The sequence below is a fragment of the Aurantibacter sp. UH7 genome (genome assembly GCF_056839165.1).
Genome location: NZ_CM166388.1, coordinates 2,209,361 through 2,225,887, shown reverse-complemented (window position 1 = coordinate 2,225,887; position 16,527 = coordinate 2,209,361). Strand labels below are relative to the sequence as shown.

Sequence of the window (16,527 nt, the reverse complement as noted above, 5' to 3'; positions counted from 1 at the left end):
TATTATAATCTCTTCTGAGACAACCCATATATATCTTCTAATTCCTTTCCATTAATATCCTCCAATTGATATTTTATTTCAAGAGGTGTACCTATAGGAGCATTATAATAGATTATCCATGCATCCGCTTCTTTTGTTCCTATACATCCGTTAGAATAGGGCTTACCTAAAGTAACAGGATTGGTTGTTGGGTGAATCATCTGTCCGTTTCTAATTCCATTTACTTCAGTCTCTATCCAAGGAATTTGAGGCATGATCGTCGTTTTACCGTCATCTCGTTTCGTGTAGAAAAATTGCTTTCCATTTACAGGGTTATAAAAATCTGGGTTTCTAACATGCTTTACAATAATTCCTTTACCTAGCTTTGTTCTTAAATCAGTCTCACGATCACCCATTGCTAAATAACGTTTTCGGTCTTGTCCCACCCGAACAAGAAACGAATTTAATAAAACAGTATCTCTATATATTCGAAGTCTATACTCAGGAATATTTACTTCAATTCTCGTTCGTTCAAAGTCTCTTAAAATAGCACAAGTAGTTAAGGAATCTGGAACCTTTAAAACAGCTCCTTTATGCAAGACAACAAGTTTTTTTTGATCAAGAACAAAAGAATCTTTAGCCATCATTCGATAATAATCTGTGTTTGCTAAAGTATCTACTATCCAAGGATTATTGCGTACTAATATATGTTCTGAAATGGGATAATTTAAAACGGAATCACCTATTTTAACTAAAGCGTCCATAAAATTAAAGTAGTCTGAAACCTTTATATCATGCTCTATTTCAATTTGATTTGAAAAATTTTTTAGCAATGTAGAATCATATCTAATTTGCTGTCCGGTTAAAATCGAACTAAAAATTAAAGCTATTATAGTAAATTGAATTCGCATAATCTGCCTCTTGAACCTTATTGTACGCTAAACTTTTAAAATGGGTCGGTAAATATTGATTTATGATTCAAGAATATGAGGTAGTTTTTCACTGTCAATAATATACTCAGTAATTTTAAAGACTTCTTTTCGGTTTTTACGAAATGCCTTAACAAAATCTGCAATTTCACTCTCACAAAGTACATGTTCGTTTTGGAGCCTATCTAGAGTATTATCTGTTGACTTATCAATAAAACGACCGATTTCAATTTGATGGTTACTAACACTTTTTAGAAGAACTTCACATTTTTCTGCAAGCTCCTTTAGATTGGTTTCCATAATACGTACCATATCCATGTTTACTTCCGTTGTAATCCACATCAAATATTTCTGAATTAGATGATGTAAAAAACGTAAATCATCTCTGTAAAATTCTAAGTCCGTTTTCCAATGTCCACTTAAAACATATAGTTCATCCCATTTAATATTAGAATTTTGATCTAGCTCTGAATGAATTTTATTTTTCATGATGTGTTATTTAAATTTCAATCGAAATTAAATCACACACCCATCATAAACAATGACGATTATCATTAATAAGTACTTAGAGAAGTCTCAAAACTATTGTAAAATCTTGCCATCTTCCATTGTTATTAATCTATCCGTTCTTTGCGCAAAATCTTCGTCATGGGTTACAACTAATAGTGACAAACCTTCTTCCTCTTTAAGTCGCTTAAAAATACTAAATACATTTTCAGAATTATGACTATCTAAGTTACCAGTAGGCTCATCCCCCATTAAGATTGACGGATTATTTATAAGTGCTCGGGCAATGGCTACACGCTGTTTTTCTCCACCAGAAATACGAGATGCTTTTTGTTTCGCTAAATGCCCAATATTTAGCATTTTTAATTTTTCATTGGCATCATGTTCTATCTCTTCATGCGTTTTTTCCGCTAACTTTTTAGCAGGTAACATAACATTTTCAATCACAGAAAACTCGGAAAGTAAATAATGAAACTGAAATACAAAACCGATATTTTTATTCCGTATTGTAGACAGTTCTTGTTGTGTCTTACCTGTTATTAATGTATCATTCAAATACAATTCACCCGTATAGTCGGTGTCCATAGTTGAAAGAATATATAACAAGGTGGATTTACCTGAACCCGATTTACCCATAATTGAAACAAATTCACCTTTAGACACTTCTATTGAAATATCTTTTAGCACATGAAAATCTTTTGGCTTATGAAAATGTTTATCGATATGTTTTGTAGCTAAAATAGAATTCATAGCATATTTTAAGTTCCTCTAATTATTTTAACGGGATCAATATTTTTAGCCTTTTTCGAAGGTAGATACCCAGCAATAAACGTCGAAATTAATGCAAAAGTAATTCCAACAATATAGTAGCCAATTTCAAAACTCACAGGATAGGTGGTAATCGTTGGCATAGCATCCGTTTCAAATGGTGCATGATCAATTAAAACTGACAATCCAAAACCTAACAATAAACCTAGCACACCACCAACCATACCAATAATCATTGCCTGACTCATAAATATTAATTGAACATCGCGCCCAGAAAAGCCCGTAGCTTTTAGTATGGCAATATCTTTCATTTTCTCGTAAATAAGCATATTTAAAATATTATAGATTCCAAAACCAGCAACAATTAATAGCGTAATAGAAACCGCATAAGTAATTAGATTTCTTATACTGGTGCCCGTCTCAAATTGCGCATTCGCTTCATTAATATCGGTAGCCTGGAAAGCATATTGCTGTTCTAACATTTTAGTCATAGAAACAGCTTTATCTATATCGAAAAGCTTAACATTTATATCGGTGATATAACTGTTGGTCTCGCCAAGAATACGTTGTACTGTTTTGAGATTCGCAAAACTTTGAACATTGTCTATTTCTGCTATTCCGCTTTGATAAATACCAACTATTTTTAATGGAAACATGCTACCAGCAACTGTGCTTATCTGTACTCGATCACCAATTGATAACGACATTTTATTTGCCAAACCTGAGCCTAATAAAACTCCATTATCATTATTTCTTAAGGCCTCTGCAGAACCAGAAACAATATTATCACGAAAATTAGAAAGCCTTACTTCTTCCATAACATCGATTCCTATTAAGCTACCACCTATTTCAATAGAACCAGAAAGGTAAAATATTTGTGCACGAATTTGAGGGGTTGCACCTTTTACATTTTTATCTTTTTTAAGTTTAGCTAATATTGGCAAGGCGTTATGTATCTTGAGTTGACTCTGTTTCGGCCGCACAGAACGGACAACATTTAATGCATCTTCAAACTCATTAAACATAGTTATTGGCTGCTTTGCAGAAGGTTCTATCTCGTTATAGATATGAATATGCGGCGTTTGATTTAACATTAAATCATCTAACATTGTATTTAAGCCAGTCATAAAACTAACCATAGTTATATACGCTCCAATGCCAAATGTAACCCCTAAAGTTGCCGTTGCAGTAGATTTCAACTTCGTTAAAAGGTGTGTTTTTGCTATATTCAGAATTACTTTCCAGTTTATCATTCCTCTGGTTTTAGAATATAAGTATTGGCATCTAGACCTTCAGTAATTTCAATTTTTTCTAAATTTTGTAAACCTAATTTAACAGTTATAAGTCCGTCTTCTGTTCGCACCTTATTTCCATCAACCAAATACCCTTTGGAAATAACAATCGCCTCTTCTTTTTGGGCAATTATAATATTTCCTTCACCCGAAAGCCCTGGATAAAGTACTTCTGGTTGTTTATCAAATAATGCTTCCACTTTAAATGTTTGTGAACGACTGTCTTTTCTAGGATATATTTTACTTACTTCTGCCTCAAAAATCTGATCCTGATATGCATCTAAAGTAAGTACAACCTTTTGTCCTAGTTTTACTTTTACAATATCGACCTCATCTACCAACATTTCAATTAGAAAAACATCGGCACTACCAATTGAAGCTAGAGGCTCCATAGTATTCACCAACTCACCAGGATTTTTATTTAAGGCATATACCTTACCATTGATCTTACTGTTTACCGTAAAATCTGTTGTGGCTATCTCCGCAGTTCTATAATTATTATTAGCCTGACGCACTTTTGTTCTTAGCTCATTTTCTGTTCGCTGATATTCGCTTTTTAAAAGACTTAGGTTATTTTGCGAAAGCTCAAATGCCAATTGCTTATTATCCAATTCAACTTTTGAACCTATTTTTTGCTCCCAAAGTCGTAGCTGTCGATGATAGTTTATAGAGTCGTTTTTATATTTAAGTAGTGCCGATGCTATTTGATCTTTTAGTCCTTTTAATACTCCCGAGGTTTTATCATAATTTTCTATCGCTAATTGATACGCAAGTTTCGCATTTTCGGTATTTAAAGCAGGTGCCGTATTTATCACTTGTAAAATTGGATCACCTTTATCAACCTTTTCTCCTTCATCAACCAAATTCTCTTCTAAAATACCCGCAACTATTGCATATGCTTGATACAAGCTATCTGGCTGAATAGTAACCGAAGAATATACCGATTCTGTAATTTTTGTCTTCTGCGGCAATACTTTATCCGGTTTTGTACCACAAGAAAAAAGTAACATGAACAGCACTACGTACAAAAAAATTGAAGGGCTTTCTTTAACAACCATAATTAGATTATTTACAAGTATTAAAAATAATCAAGAGAAGCTTTATCAGCTATGACAATTATCATAAGTATTGATAAAAGTCAATCCTATCTTTACGGTATTAATGACTAAAACAGTAGTATTATGACAATAAATATTCAATATGTACATATGCCAACTAGCGAATCGTTGAGCAAAATAATCACTGAAAAGTTAGAAAAATTACACCATAAATTTAACTGGGTGATAAGAGCTGAAGTATTTTTAAAACTTGAAAGTGACTCTTCTACTAAAAATCAAATTTGTGAAATTGAACTTAGTGCTCCTGGTCCCCGATTATTTGCCACATCAAAAGAAAGTAATTTTGAAAAGGCTGTCGCCAAAACTGTAAAGGAATTAGAGCATCAATTAAAACGAAGAAAAGATTCATTTGTTAAACATTAATTGAGGTATTTAGCATTTTTGAAAATCAACTTGAAATTCTCTGAATTTCAAGTTGATTTTTTTTAGTTATCATCATCAAAAAGCAACTGTAACTTAGCTAAGAGTATAAGTTCAGATTTATTTTTTCCTGAAAAAGAATAAGCAATAGCATTGGCAGTCTCACAAATAAGTGATTTAATCTGTTCTGAAAAAATAGCTTTGTGCTGTTTGTAAAAGACTATAAAATTGGTGAAACATTCATTACTTGTTCTTTCATTTTCAGTAAACCAATCGAAAACAATCTCAATTTGAAATGCCGCATCAGTACCAAATTCATCTTCTAGATCATCTAACAACAACCATTTTTCGCGAATAAGAATCTTTAACTTCTCTTTTTCTTTGCTGTGTATGGTACCATCTGCCATTGCAATAGCATAAAATAGAGCACCTACTTTTTGATAAAATTCATTTCCAATACTATTGGTTTCCGATTTTTGCATGACTATTATTTTGACTTTACTAAAAATACATTCTGATTATTACTTATAAAATGATAAAAGTCAGTTATTAGGTTATCTTTATAGTCATGGAAGTATTTGAGAAAAACAGCAATATCTTTAAACTACTTTCAGAGTCTGTCTCTGAAGGTATTTTGGTTGTAAATGACAAGCAAATAATAGTTGCTGCAAATGGTTCTGCACATTTAATGTTTGGTTATGATGAAGATGAACTGGTTGGCAAACCTTTAGACATCTTAATTCCCAATAATTACCGCAAAGCACATTCAGGCCATTTTAAATCTTTTAAAAACGGTGCTGAAAAAAGACAGATGGGCCAAGGTCGTAATTTGTATGGATGCAAGAAGAACGGAGAAGAGTTTCCGGTAGAAGCTGGTCTTAATCCATTAAAGCTTTATGAAAACTCTTATATAATGGCTTTGGTAACAGATATTACCGAACGAAAAAAAGCCGAGGAAGAACTAAGACTTTGGTATCAAATTTTTAATGAATCACTTAATGAAATTTATGTGTTTGACGCCGCTACATTTAAGTTCATTAATGTTAATTATGGCGCACAAATAAATATTGGTTATACTTTAGATGAATTAAAAAAAATATCACCTGCGGATATTAAACCTGATTATGATGAAGCATCTTTTAAAACATTAATCACTACTCATTTTAATGGTGATAATATTAAGATGGAATTTGAAACAAGACACCAACGAAAAAACGGCACCATATACCCTGTAGAAGTACATCTACAGCAAGCCAATATTGGCAAACAAAATGTTTATGTAGCTATTATTCTTGATATTACTGAACGAAAATCATACACCGAAAATTTAGAAAAAACTGTTTCAGAACGCACAAAACAACTCGAAACAGCTCTTTCTGCAGAAAAAGAACTTAGCGAATTAAAAACTAAATTTTTGTCTTTGGTATCTCATGAATTTAAAACGCCTTTAAGTAGCATTCTAACATCTACAACACTTTTAACCAAATACACTAAAACAGAACAACAAACAAATAGAGACAAACATCTAAATACAATTAAAAACAAGGTTAAGTATTTAGACAATATCTTAAATGATTTTTTATCGGTAGAACGGCTTGAATCTGGTAAAGTAAAATATAATTTTAGCACTTTTCCATTAAGCAAGGTGGTTAATGAAGTTGTGTACGATTCGAATATGTTATTAAAAGAAGGGCAAAGAATTTTGTACCCTCAAGATATTGATGATATTATTTTAGAATTTGACGAAAAAATTTTAGAACTCGCCCTTTCTAACCTAGTGCACAATGCCATAAAATACTCCCCTGAGAATAAAACTATTGACATTCGCGTAAATAAGGAGAAAAAATATTGCTACATACTTATAATTGACGAAGGCATAGGTATTCCAGAAGCTGAACAGAAATTTATATTCGAGCGTTATTTTAGAGCTGGTAACGCCCTATTAAACCAAGGAACAGGTATCGGACTAAACATAGCAAAACGCCATTTAGAAGATTTAGGTGGAGATATTACCTTTACAAGCAATGAAAATGAGGGAACAGAATTCAAGATTAAAGTTCCTATGCAACCTTTAAAATCTGAATCATGAAAAAAGTACTTATAATAGAAGACGATCTTTCATTACGTGAAAATACTGCTGAAATTTTAGAGCTTTCTGGATATGAAGTTTGTATGGCACCTAATGGAAAAATTGGAGTCGATTTTGCAAGGAAAGATAGACCAGATATTATTGTCTGTGATATAATGATGCCAGAGTTAGATGGCTATGGTGTTCTTAAAGAACTTTCTTTGGATGAAACCACAAAACAAATTCCGTTTATATTCCTATCTGCGAAAACGGAACGTTCAGAGATTCGCAAAGGAATGGATTTAGGTGCTGATGATTACCTTACTAAACCATTTGAAGAAGTAGAACTGCTCAGTGCTTTAGAAAGCAGATTAGCCAAAGCAGAATTACTTTCAAGAATTACTTCAACTGAAAATTCAAGTCATTCGGATGAAAAAATGGGAAATTTAAATGAATTGAAAAATTTCTTTGACGATAATGGTAGTATTCAAAAATTCGAAAAAGGAGAGCATATTTTTAACGAAGGAGTACGATCAACAAATATTTATTTAATTATAAAAGGTGTAGTCAAATGCCATAAAATGGATGAAGATGGCAAAGAACTAATTACTGATTTATATAGAGCCGACGACTTTGTTGGTCTCACTTCATTAATAGATAATATACCTTATCAAGAAACAGCAACCGCTGTCGAAAAAACGGAAGTTGCCGGAATATCAAAACAGGAACTAAGAGATATTCTGCGAAAAAATCAAAATATTTCCATAGAATTAATGGATCTCTTATCGGAAAATATTACCGATATGAAAGAGCAATTGCTTCAAATGGCTTATAGTTCGGTCCGAAAGAAAACCGCACAGACTTTATTGCAATTTTCAGAAGTAATGAATAAAAAGCCGGAAGATCCTATTCGCATTTCAAGAAGCGACTTGGCAAGTGTTGCCGGAATTGCTACTGAAAGCTTAATTCGTACCCTATCTGGTTTTAAGAAGGAAGGATTGGTAGAAATTGAAGGTAGAAACATCTGCATTCTAGAACTTGATGCTTTGCGGCAGATAATTTAAGCTAATTATCGCTATACTGATATTTATCATTTTTTGTACTGTATGTGCAACATAAATTTGTTCATATAGTGATATAAACAATGAAGAATATATTAATTCCGACTGATTTTTCGGAGAACGCCTGGAATGCGTTAAAATATGCTCAGCAGCTCTTCGAACATACAGCATGTAATTTCTACCTATTACATGTTAGTGATTTCATAGATTCGCCGATGGGTGAAACCTCCTATGAGACAGATGAAAGTGTGCAAACCAAAGAGTTGGTACGAAATTCTAAACAAGAATTAAATCTTCTACATCGAAAAATAGAACAAAACGTTAGCAATAAAAATCACAAATACTTTAGTATTCACGAACATGGATTTTTCCTAGAGATTATAAAAAAACATATTACTGAAAGCAAAATAGACCTAATTATTATGGGTACTAAAGGTGCAACCGGAATGCGTAAACGTATTATTGGTAGCAATTCTGGTGATGTAATAACCAAAGTTAAATGTAACACCTTAATTATTCCAAAAGGTGTCGCATTTTCAGTACCACAAGAAGTAGCATTTCCTACAGACTACAACATTTTTTACTCCCACAACATATTAGAGGCAATGTCTGAAATGTTAGGCTTATGCCAAGGAAGTATTCGGGTAATGAACGTATCAAAAACAGATAGAGAACTTACTCAAGCACAAGAAAAAAACAAAGAATATCTTTCTGATTACCTAAATGAAACTTTTAAAAAAGATAACAGTTTTCATACCGTAACCAATAAAAGTGTTAATGCCGCCATACAATGCTTTGTAGAAAGTAGAGACATTGACATGATAATTATGGTAGCCAAAAATTTGAATTTTATTCAACAAATACTTTTCGATTCTTTAGCAGAAAAAATTAGCTTCCATACTTCGGTTCCATTCTTTGTTATTCACGAGTAGTAATCTATAGTTGTACTGCAGGTAACTGACCAATATCATTTTTTGCAATAACAATCACCGCTATATTTGAGTAAAATAGCAGCGATGAGAACGATATTGATTCCTACCGACTTTTCAGATAATGCATTACATGCAATTCAATATGCATTGAGCCTTTTTAAATGCGAACGCACGCGCTTTTACTTTCTTCATGCTTTTGCCGATGAATTATACGGTCAATTTAAATCTAATAATGATGAAGACATAGAAATTGAAAAAAAGAAAGTAAAAGAAGAAACTGAGAAGAAGCTTGATACATTAATACAGCAGATTACTGCGGTTCCACCAAATCCACGTCATAGTTTTGAGAGCATTTCTGTATGCGATTCTTTAGTTGATGCAGTTAACGACCAGGTTAATGAAATAAATATTGACATGGTTGTCATGGGCACGAAAGGAAAATCGAACGACAAGAAAATAATTTTTGGCAGTCATACGGTTCAACTATTTAAATATGTAAAATGCCCAGTTTTAGCGGTTCCAAATAATGCTGAATTCCATCAGCCAAAAAAAATATTATTCCCCACCAATTATATGTTACCCTATAAAAGAAGAGAACTTAAATTATTGAACTGCCTTAGTGGAGAGTTTAAATCTGAAATTCACTGCTTATATATTTCAGACTTTGATAATTTGAGTGCACGGCAAATAGACAACCAGCGCTTTTTAAGTGAAGGATTGCCAAATTCATATCTCTTTTTTGATCAAACATCAGTAAAAAATAAAACCGAAGCAATACAAGAATACATCAATCAAAAACAAATCGACTTTCTGGTAATGGTAAATTCTAGACATTCGTTTTTAGAAGATTTACTCTATCGCTCAACAGTAGATGAAATTGGGCTAACAACCAACATTCCATTTTTAGTGTTACAAAATTTACCTCGGTAATTAAAAAAGACACGATGAAAGAGATTCTCTTACCCACAGATTTTTCAGGCAATGCGCTAAATGCAATATTTACGGCTATAAAATTACAAAAAGATACTTCATGTAATTTTACCATACTGCATACTTACCAACCAGATAAGAGAAACATTTCAAGCCTACAAGATGATAATAGAACAGGAATGATTTATAGTGCATTACATAAAGATGCAATGAACAAATTAGAACAAATCCTTACAACTATTTCAAAAGTCACTCATAGTAAAGAACATTCTTTTGAAATAAAAGCTGCTTCTGGTGATTTAGCTAGTATTATAAATGAACTGGTGCCAAAAAAAGATATAGATATGATTGTTATGGGCACAAAGGGAGCTACAGGTGCCAAGCAAATATTCTTAGGAAGCAATACAGTAAGAGTGTTGAAAAAAATTCGAAATTGTCCAATCCTAGTAATCCCAGAATCTTTTAATTTTCAATCATTGTATAAGATTGTTTTTCCAACAGAATTCGCTCACTTTTTTTCTAAAAATCAGCTCAATCAATTATTAGAATTAGCCAAATTCTGGTCATCAGAATTATTGGTATTTCAAGTTGCGCAAGAATTTAGTCTTTCAGACGAGCAAAAGGCAAATAAAATTTTATTACAAAAACGATTTGAATCCTTAAAATACTCGTTTCATAAGATTGTAATTCATACCACTGTAGCAGAAGCTATAAATGAATTTGCCAATGAACAATTAGCAGATATGATTTGTTTAATACACTACAATCATACCTTCATGGAAAAATTAACACAAGAACCCGTAGTGTCCAAAGTAGGTTTTCAAACAGAAATTCCACTTTTGGTATTACCCGAATAAAATAATCTTAATATGACTAACATTTTAGTACCTACAGATTTCTCCGCCAATGCCTTTCATGCATTACGCTATGCGAACTTCTTGTTTAAAAATGAAGAATGCACTTTTTATATTTTAAACGCATATCAAACTGGCGCTTCGAACCTTGAAAGCTTAAGAAATAAGCAACGAAATACTAGATTGTTTAGAATTACTAAAGAAGCTACAGAAAGAGATTTGAATGAAGCTTTAAATGCTATAGAATCAGAAAACAAAAATCCCAAACACATTTTTAAAACTTTGGCAGTTGCTGATTCATTATTGAATGCAATTGGCAAGTCTGTTATAGAACTTCGTATTTCTTGCATATTTATGGGTACGCAAGGCGCTAGTGGATTAAAAAGTGTATTTATGGGCAGTAATACTGTTTCTATAATCAGTAAAATTGATTTTTGTCCAATAGTAGCAATTCCGTCTGGTTATGAATTTACAATTCCTAAAACTATTCTTTTTACAACCGGTTTCGAACATGTTTATGACAAGTATGAACTTAAGCCAATGTTAATGCTTGCAGAATTATGGAACTCTAAAATACAAGTATTACATTTAATTGATGAAACAAGAAAAATAGCACATCAAGAGACCGCTAAAAAAGTTTTAGGAAAGCGGCTTAAAGATGTAAATTATGAAATTTTAGAGATAGAAAAAACAGAAAATATATCCAGTGAAATAGCATCCCTAGTAGAACAAAATAATACTATCGGAATGGTTGCAATTATAGATTACTGGCATAGTTTTTTAGAAAAATTAACTCATGAGCCCGTAGTTAAAAACATTGCGTTTAAAACTAAAGTTCCGCTGCTTGTAATGCATTTACCAGAGTAATGCTAAAACTCATTACTTTTTAATTGAAGTTGGCATTAGGTTTTGCAAATTACTAATCGGAAAACCAAGACATTTTAATTCAGATTTAACCCTTTCTAATGCCGTCTTACTGGCATGTAAAAAAGTGATTGTACCGTTTTCTACATTCATATCTAAAATGACAATGTCTTTAATTCGTGGCAGGTTACGAGAAATAATATTCTTTCCTTCCGCAGATTTAAAATTTTTTAATGTTGCTAATGTTTTCATGAGTATAATTTTCATGAAAAATAATAACTCATCTACAGATATGAAATGATATTTATCAGTTCTGTATAGAAAAAACTTTCTGAATTTTGAAAAATAACAAATTGTTATTCCATGGACAAAAAATCTAAAAAACTGGTTTGTGCTATTGATATTGGCGGAACCTATACAAAAATAGGCTTAGTAGACACACAGGGCAATGTACTTGATAGTCGCAGATTTAATACCGATGCAAAGCAGTCCTACCCTAAATTCATTAAGAAACTTACTTCAGAGATACAATTACTTGTCACTCCTTATTCAACTAATAACACCATGCTTGCCGTCGGAATTGGCGCTCCTAACGCAAGCTACATAACTGGTGAAATGATAAATCCTCCAAATTTTAAATGGGGAGAAAGTATACCCATAAGCCAAGATGTGCAACTATTACTGCAACTACCTACTTACATAACTAATGACGCCAATGCTGCTGCTTTAGGAGAGCTCTATTATGGAGCGGGTAAATCCATGAAAAATTTTATCGTTCTAACATTAGGTACTGGTCTCGGAAGCGGTATAATTAACGAAGGAAAATTAATATATGGACAAAACGGAATGGCAGGCGAATTAGGACATGTAAATGTTTTTCCGGATGGAAGACAATGTAATTGTGGTTTGAAAGGTTGCCTCGAAACTTATGCCTCTGTGACAGGAATTAAACGTACCGTCTTTGAATTGTTATCGAACAATAATGCAGAATCTTTATTACGTAGCTATAGTTACGACCAACTTGATGGTAAAACAATTTCTGAAGCAGCACACCAAGGAGATATAATTGCCTTAAAAGCTTTTGAAGAGACTGCGAAAATCCTTGGACGTAAAATGGCAGATACCGTAGCTCATTTAGAACCGGAAGCCTTTATACTTTCTGGAGGACTTAGCCATGCAGGCCACTTGTTTCTACAACCATTGAAAAACTATATGGAAGCTGCTCTTTTCAAAACCTATAAAAATAAAGTGAAGATTATTTTATCAAAAGCTACAAGTTCTGACTCTATACTTGGACCAGCGGCTCTTGCATGGCAGCAGTTGAATCCAAATTGATATCACTCATAACACATCTCTTAAGAATTCTGTTTTATAGCTCCGATAATCTCCTGTTTTGGTAGTGCCCCAGACTTTCGCCATAATTGTTTTCCATTTTTAAACAATAGCATTGTTGGCACACCTCTTACTTGATATTTATTAGCTAAGGGTTGATTTTTATCGACGTCTATTTTAACAATGCGTACACCGTCACCCAATTCTTTTTTTACATCTTTTAGAATAGGCGCTAAAGTTTTACAAGGACCACACCAATCTGCAAAAAAGTCTACTAAAACAGGTGTTTCAGAAGCTATTACTTTTTCAAAATTTCCTTTCATGATATTTAAATTTAATACTGCAAATTACAAAATACTGGCATTGACAAACTGACGAATGTCATGGTTTACCACTATTCTTCATGTTAGATTTGAACATTGCAATTATAAAAATTGATATTATGTTACGTATACTCCTTCCAACAGATTTTTCAGACAATTCATACGGTGCTATAAAATATGCTTTGCAATTATTTGAAGATGTACCCTGTGTTTTTTCATTGCTGCATATTTATATGCCACCTATTTATCAAGCTCAATATTTAGCAGGCAGTTCAGGGCAACTTGGATTAGGAGATGTTATTCGAGAAACAGCAAACAATAATTTAGAAAAATTAGAGCAGCGCATAGCTAAAGAGTTTGACAATAGCAACCATACTTTTGAATCTTATGCTTGCCTAAACACACTTCCTAACCAGGTAGATGAAATGGTGGAAGAAAAAAATATAGACTTGATTGTAATGGGCACAAAAGGAGCAACTGGTGCTGAAGAAATACTTTTCGGTACGCACACTGTTCATATTATTAAAAAAGCAAAATGTCCTGTAATTGCAATACCTCCCAATTTTGAATATGAAACACCTAAAGAAATTTTGTTTCCAACCGATTACGAAATAGAATTTAAACCAGAACCACTAAAAATGCTATTAGAATTAGCTAAACAACACATGTCTAGTATTGAAGTAATACATGTCGCTAATGAAGATAATCTATCTAAAAAACAAGAGGAGAACAAAGAAAAATTAAATACAATTTTAAAACATACGGCTCATCTTTTTCATGAGCAACCACACCAAGAGGTTATTCATGCTATCAACAACTTTCAATTAAAGCACAAGATGAATTTATTGGTAATGGTTAAAAACAAACACACTTTTGTTGAACGACTTTTCATTGAACCTGTAATTAAAAAAATTGGGTTACATATCACTATTCCATTTATGGTAATTCCACATTTTAAATAATAATTATTATGCGCAATATTCTAGTTACAACAGATTTTTCGAACGATGCATATAATGCCCTCTTTTATGCTACCCAGCTCTATAAAAACCAAAAATGTACTTTTCATATTTTGCATGCTTATGACAAGCAATCACATTTTAAAGCGGAATATAAAGGGGTAAATACAACAAAAGAGCTAGACACTTTTTTAAAAAATAGAGTTGATGAATGTTTATTAGAAACTTATCATAGAATTATTACAGATACTCAAACAAACAACAACCACAAATTTTTAAAGACACCTATTAATGATTCGTTAGAAAGCGCTGTTAAATCTTATGTAAATAAAAACAGCATTGATTTAATTGTTATGGGTACCAAGGGAAGAACTAGTGCTATAAATATATTTATAGGGGGCAACACTATTCAAATGGTAAAAGCCAATATTAATTGCCCAATACTTAGCATACCTAAGCAAAAAGAATTTAAACCAATTTCAAATTTAGGCTACATTACTAGCTATAAGCATACTGTAGAGAATAATACATTATCTCCCTTAAAAGATTTAGCAATAGAAAATAATGCTACTCTAAATGTAATTCACGTTTGTGATGATGATAACATAAATACCGAACAAGAAAAAAATAAAACTTTTATAAATAACTTTTTTATAGATATCCCTACCTGTTATCATACTATTTCATGTGAAAAATCGAAAGCAAAAAGTGTAGCTGATTTTTCCAAAAAAAATGACATAGACCTAATAGCAATGTGTTATTACCAACATTATTTTTTAGACAAACTTTTTAGAGAACCCGTGGTTCTTGACCTTAGTATCTATAGCGAGATTCCTTTATTAATCTTACCGAACAATGCATGATAATTATCATTTCATGAATTAAGATTCTAGGCTACTTTTAGTACATAACCTAAATAATTATGTTATGGACAAAAGAATATTATTACCGACTGATTATTCTAAAAATGCGCTCAATGCCATACGATACGCTTTGGACTTATACAAAGATGTACGATGCGATTTTTATTTTCTAAATGCTTTTCATGCTAAAGGATATTCATTAGATGGATTATTAGTACCAGAACCAGGTGAACATTATTATGAAGCGGCAAAAGAAAATTCTGAGCAGGAAATGGCTCGCTTATTAGAGGTACTCCGATTTCACCCTGAAAATGACAAACATACATATCATACTGTTTGCACTTTCAACTCATTGCTTTTGGCTATAGAAAGTATTATAAAGGCAAAAGATATAGACATAGTTGTTATGGGCACTAAGGGCATTACAGATAACACTAATGCTATACTTGGAACTAATGCAATTGGAGTAATGGAAAAAATTACCCAATGTCCAGTTTTGGCCATCCCTACAGATTTTAGTTTTTCCCCTCCCAAAGAAATTGTATTCCCTACTGATTTTAAAACCCCTTTTAAAAGAAAAGAACTAGATTATATGTTCGAGATTGCTAAAATTCACAAATCTAGTGTTTGCGTTTTGCACATTGAGAAAACTGACTTTTTAAACAAAGACCAAGAAAGTAACAAAGAGCTAATTGATGACATGTTGCAAAACATAGACCATAGCTTTCATACGCTATCTAAAGTTGGCGTAAATCAAGGAGTCGAAGCATTTATTAAAAGCCGAAATAGCGATATGATAGCATTTTTGAATAGAAAACATAGATTCTTCAGTAGCATACTTTCAAACCCATTAATTAAAGAACTTGGATATTATAGCGAGATTCCTATCTTGGTTTTAAAAGACAACTCTTAATTGAGTTGGAACTTCTTTTAAATATTATTCAGGTTAATAATAACATTATTAAAACTCATTTATTATGAAAAATATAGGCATATGGATCGATAAAGAAAAAGCACATTTAGTAACTATTAATAAAGACAAAGAAAGTTTTAAAACAATACAATCTGAGCTCGACTTCTTCAACCCAAAAGGAGGTTCAGGTACTGCTCAAAAAGGAGGCCCACAAGATGTAGTTCAAGACAGTAAATATCTGGAGCGCGAAAAACAACAATTAAAAAAGTACTTTCACCGCATAGCCGAAAACATTTTAGACGCTGATAGTTTAGCCTTATTCGGTCCAGCAGGCACCAATGAAAAACTTAGAGAAGAACTGGAAATTTCTTTCCCTAGGGTTGCTGCTAAAATTAAAACAATTAAAAAAGTTGATAGCATGACGGACAATCAGGTTACAGCTTTGGTACGTGATTTTTATACTAGCTAAAACCAA

20 protein-coding genes are annotated in these 16,527 nt (G+C 32.4%); 12 read left to right on the top strand and 8 right to left on the bottom strand.

The window, feature by feature from the left end:
• Positions 1-2: 2 nt before the first annotated feature.
• The 5 genes from UH7x_RS09490 to UH7x_RS09470 all read right to left on the bottom strand — a co-directional run bounded on the left by UH7x_RS09490 (position 3) and on the right by UH7x_RS09470 (position 4,446).
• Positions 3-890 carry a L,D-transpeptidase gene (locus UH7x_RS09490; RefSeq protein ID WP_482363487.1) on the bottom strand — a complete coding sequence of 296 codons (888 nt, stop codon included), beginning with the start codon at positions 888-890 and terminating at the stop codon, positions 3-5.
• A 60-nt stretch (positions 891-950) separates the two neighbouring features.
• Entirely contained in the window at positions 951-1,397 is a 447-nt protein-coding gene (locus UH7x_RS09485) for a hypothetical protein (protein ID WP_482363486.1), read from the bottom strand.
• A gap of 93 nt (positions 1,398-1,490) precedes the next feature.
• Entirely contained in the window at positions 1,491-2,165 is a 675-nt protein-coding gene (locus tag UH7x_RS09480; protein WP_482363485.1) for an ABC transporter ATP-binding protein, read from the bottom strand.
• Between the two features lie 8 nt (positions 2,166-2,173).
• Positions 2,174-3,436, bottom strand: coding sequence for an ABC transporter permease (locus tag UH7x_RS09475; RefSeq protein ID WP_482363484.1), 1,263 nt, complete (start codon positions 3,434-3,436; stop codon positions 2,174-2,176).
• A complete protein-coding gene (locus tag UH7x_RS09470) occupies positions 3,433-4,446 on the bottom strand; it encodes an efflux RND transporter periplasmic adaptor subunit (RefSeq protein WP_482363483.1) in 1,014 nt (337 codons plus the stop codon). Before UH7x_RS09470 ends, UH7x_RS09475 begins: the two co-directional genes overlap by 4 nt.
• A gap of 210 nt (positions 4,447-4,656) precedes the next feature.
• Between UH7x_RS09470 and hpf the strand changes: the two genes are divergently transcribed.
• A complete protein-coding gene (gene hpf, locus UH7x_RS09465; RefSeq protein ID WP_482363482.1) occupies positions 4,657-4,956 on the top strand; it encodes a ribosome hibernation-promoting factor, HPF/YfiA family in 300 nt (99 codons plus the stop codon).
• A 62-nt stretch (positions 4,957-5,018) separates the two neighbouring features.
• Here the strand turns inward: hpf and UH7x_RS09460 are convergent, their stop codons facing one another.
• Positions 5,019-5,435 carry a hypothetical protein gene (locus tag UH7x_RS09460; RefSeq protein WP_482363481.1) on the bottom strand — a complete coding sequence of 139 codons (417 nt, stop codon included), beginning with the start codon at positions 5,433-5,435 and terminating at the stop codon, positions 5,019-5,021.
• An 86-nt stretch (positions 5,436-5,521) separates the two neighbouring features.
• On the opposite strand from UH7x_RS09460, the gene UH7x_RS09455 reads away from it, so the two are divergent.
• The 6 genes from UH7x_RS09455 (at position 5,522) to UH7x_RS09430 (ending at position 11,665) form a co-directional block, all read left to right on the top strand.
• On the top strand, positions 5,522-7,042 hold the full coding sequence (locus UH7x_RS09455; protein WP_482363480.1) for a sensor histidine kinase: 1,521 nt from the start codon (positions 5,522-5,524) through the stop codon (positions 7,040-7,042).
• Positions 7,039-8,085, top strand: coding sequence for a response regulator (locus UH7x_RS09450; protein WP_482363479.1), 1,047 nt, complete (start codon positions 7,039-7,041; stop codon positions 8,083-8,085). The genes UH7x_RS09455 and UH7x_RS09450 overlap by 4 nt, the downstream gene beginning before the upstream one ends.
• A gap of 80 nt (positions 8,086-8,165) precedes the next feature.
• Complete coding sequence (locus tag UH7x_RS09445; protein ID WP_482363478.1) at positions 8,166-9,014, top strand: universal stress protein; 849 nt, start codon at positions 8,166-8,168, stop codon at positions 9,012-9,014.
• Positions 9,015-9,098: 84 nt separating this feature from the next.
• Entirely contained in the window at positions 9,099-9,944 is an 846-nt protein-coding gene (locus tag UH7x_RS09440; RefSeq protein WP_482363477.1) for a universal stress protein, read from the top strand.
• A 14-nt stretch (positions 9,945-9,958) separates the two neighbouring features.
• A complete protein-coding gene (locus tag UH7x_RS09435) occupies positions 9,959-10,801 on the top strand; it encodes a universal stress protein (protein ID WP_482363476.1) in 843 nt (280 codons plus the stop codon).
• Between the two features lie 12 nt (positions 10,802-10,813).
• Positions 10,814-11,665: a universal stress protein gene (locus UH7x_RS09430; RefSeq protein ID WP_482363475.1), complete on the top strand. Its 852-nt coding sequence runs from the start codon at positions 10,814-10,816 to the stop codon at positions 11,663-11,665.
• Positions 11,666-11,677: 12 nt separating this feature from the next.
• On the opposite strand, the gene UH7x_RS09425 is transcribed toward UH7x_RS09430, so the two are convergent.
• Positions 11,678-11,914 (bottom strand): hypothetical protein, encoded by a 237-nt coding sequence (locus UH7x_RS09425; protein ID WP_482363474.1) that lies wholly within the window; start codon positions 11,912-11,914, stop codon positions 11,678-11,680.
• 111 nt (positions 11,915-12,025) lie between these two features.
• Between UH7x_RS09425 and UH7x_RS09420 the strand changes: the two genes are divergently transcribed.
• Positions 12,026-12,997, top strand: a complete 972-nt coding sequence (locus tag UH7x_RS09420; RefSeq protein WP_482363473.1) for an ROK family protein — start codon at positions 12,026-12,028, stop codon at positions 12,995-12,997.
• Between the two features lie 20 nt (positions 12,998-13,017).
• Here the strand turns inward: UH7x_RS09420 and trxA are convergent, their stop codons facing one another.
• Positions 13,018-13,317, bottom strand: coding sequence for a thioredoxin (trxA, locus tag UH7x_RS09415; RefSeq protein WP_482363472.1), 300 nt, complete (start codon positions 13,315-13,317; stop codon positions 13,018-13,020).
• A gap of 119 nt (positions 13,318-13,436) precedes the next feature.
• Here trxA and UH7x_RS09410 point away from each other — a divergent pair, with 119 nt between their 5' ends.
• The 4 genes from UH7x_RS09410 to UH7x_RS09395 all read left to right on the top strand — a co-directional run bounded on the left by UH7x_RS09410 (position 13,437) and on the right by UH7x_RS09395 (position 16,521).
• Positions 13,437-14,279, top strand: coding sequence for a universal stress protein (locus UH7x_RS09410; protein ID WP_482363471.1), 843 nt, complete (start codon positions 13,437-13,439; stop codon positions 14,277-14,279).
• Positions 14,280-14,287: 8 nt separating this feature from the next.
• The gene (locus UH7x_RS09405) at positions 14,288-15,139 is read left to right on the top strand and encodes a universal stress protein (protein ID WP_482363470.1); all 852 of its coding nucleotides are present in this window, start codon (positions 14,288-14,290) and stop codon (positions 15,137-15,139) included.
• A gap of 64 nt (positions 15,140-15,203) precedes the next feature.
• The gene (locus UH7x_RS09400; RefSeq protein ID WP_482363469.1) at positions 15,204-16,052 is read left to right on the top strand and encodes a universal stress protein; all 849 of its coding nucleotides are present in this window, start codon (positions 15,204-15,206) and stop codon (positions 16,050-16,052) included.
• Positions 16,053-16,116: 64 nt separating this feature from the next.
• A complete protein-coding gene (locus UH7x_RS09395; RefSeq protein ID WP_482363468.1) occupies positions 16,117-16,521 on the top strand; it encodes a hypothetical protein in 405 nt (134 codons plus the stop codon).
• The last annotated feature ends 6 nt before the right edge of the window (positions 16,522-16,527 follow it).

What these genes read in the sequence shown, in the direction of transcription:
- UH7x_RS09405 (WP_482363470.1), top strand. Translation starts at nt 14,288, where the DNA reads ATGCGCAATATTCTAGTTACAACAGATTTTTCGAACGATGCATATAAT.
- hpf (WP_482363482.1), top strand. Translation starts at nt 4,657, where the DNA reads ATGACAATAAATATTCAATATGTACATATGCCAACTAGCGAATCGTTG.
- trxA (WP_482363472.1), bottom strand. Translation starts at nt 13,317, where the DNA reads ATGAAAGGAAATTTTGAAAAAGTAATAGCTTCTGAAACACCTGTTTTA.
- UH7x_RS09420 (WP_482363473.1), top strand. Translation starts at nt 12,026, where the DNA reads ATGGACAAAAAATCTAAAAAACTGGTTTGTGCTATTGATATTGGCGGA.
- UH7x_RS09455 (WP_482363480.1), top strand. Translation starts at nt 5,522, where the DNA reads ATGGAAGTATTTGAGAAAAACAGCAATATCTTTAAACTACTTTCAGAG.
- UH7x_RS09450 (WP_482363479.1), top strand. Translation starts at nt 7,039, where the DNA reads ATGAAAAAAGTACTTATAATAGAAGACGATCTTTCATTACGTGAAAAT.
- UH7x_RS09400 (WP_482363469.1), top strand. Translation starts at nt 15,204, where the DNA reads ATGGACAAAAGAATATTATTACCGACTGATTATTCTAAAAATGCGCTC.
- UH7x_RS09490 (WP_482363487.1), bottom strand. Translation starts at nt 890, where the DNA reads ATGCGAATTCAATTTACTATAATAGCTTTAATTTTTAGTTCGATTTTA.
- UH7x_RS09395 (WP_482363468.1), top strand. Translation starts at nt 16,117, where the DNA reads ATGAAAAATATAGGCATATGGATCGATAAAGAAAAAGCACATTTAGTA.
- UH7x_RS09445 (WP_482363478.1), top strand. Translation starts at nt 8,166, where the DNA reads ATGAAGAATATATTAATTCCGACTGATTTTTCGGAGAACGCCTGGAAT.
- UH7x_RS09430 (WP_482363475.1), top strand. Translation starts at nt 10,814, where the DNA reads ATGACTAACATTTTAGTACCTACAGATTTCTCCGCCAATGCCTTTCAT.
- UH7x_RS09440 (WP_482363477.1), top strand. Translation starts at nt 9,099, where the DNA reads ATGAGAACGATATTGATTCCTACCGACTTTTCAGATAATGCATTACAT.
- UH7x_RS09460 (WP_482363481.1), bottom strand. Translation starts at nt 5,435, where the DNA reads ATGCAAAAATCGGAAACCAATAGTATTGGAAATGAATTTTATCAAAAA.
- UH7x_RS09485 (WP_482363486.1), bottom strand. Translation starts at nt 1,397, where the DNA reads ATGAAAAATAAAATTCATTCAGAGCTAGATCAAAATTCTAATATTAAA.
- UH7x_RS09410 (WP_482363471.1), top strand. Translation starts at nt 13,437, where the DNA reads ATGTTACGTATACTCCTTCCAACAGATTTTTCAGACAATTCATACGGT.
- UH7x_RS09435 (WP_482363476.1), top strand. Translation starts at nt 9,959, where the DNA reads ATGAAAGAGATTCTCTTACCCACAGATTTTTCAGGCAATGCGCTAAAT.
- UH7x_RS09480 (WP_482363485.1), bottom strand. Translation starts at nt 2,165, where the DNA reads ATGAATTCTATTTTAGCTACAAAACATATCGATAAACATTTTCATAAG.
- UH7x_RS09425 (WP_482363474.1), bottom strand. Translation starts at nt 11,914, where the DNA reads ATGAAAACATTAGCAACATTAAAAAATTTTAAATCTGCGGAAGGAAAG.
- UH7x_RS09475 (WP_482363484.1), bottom strand. Translation starts at nt 3,436, where the DNA reads ATGATAAACTGGAAAGTAATTCTGAATATAGCAAAAACACACCTTTTA.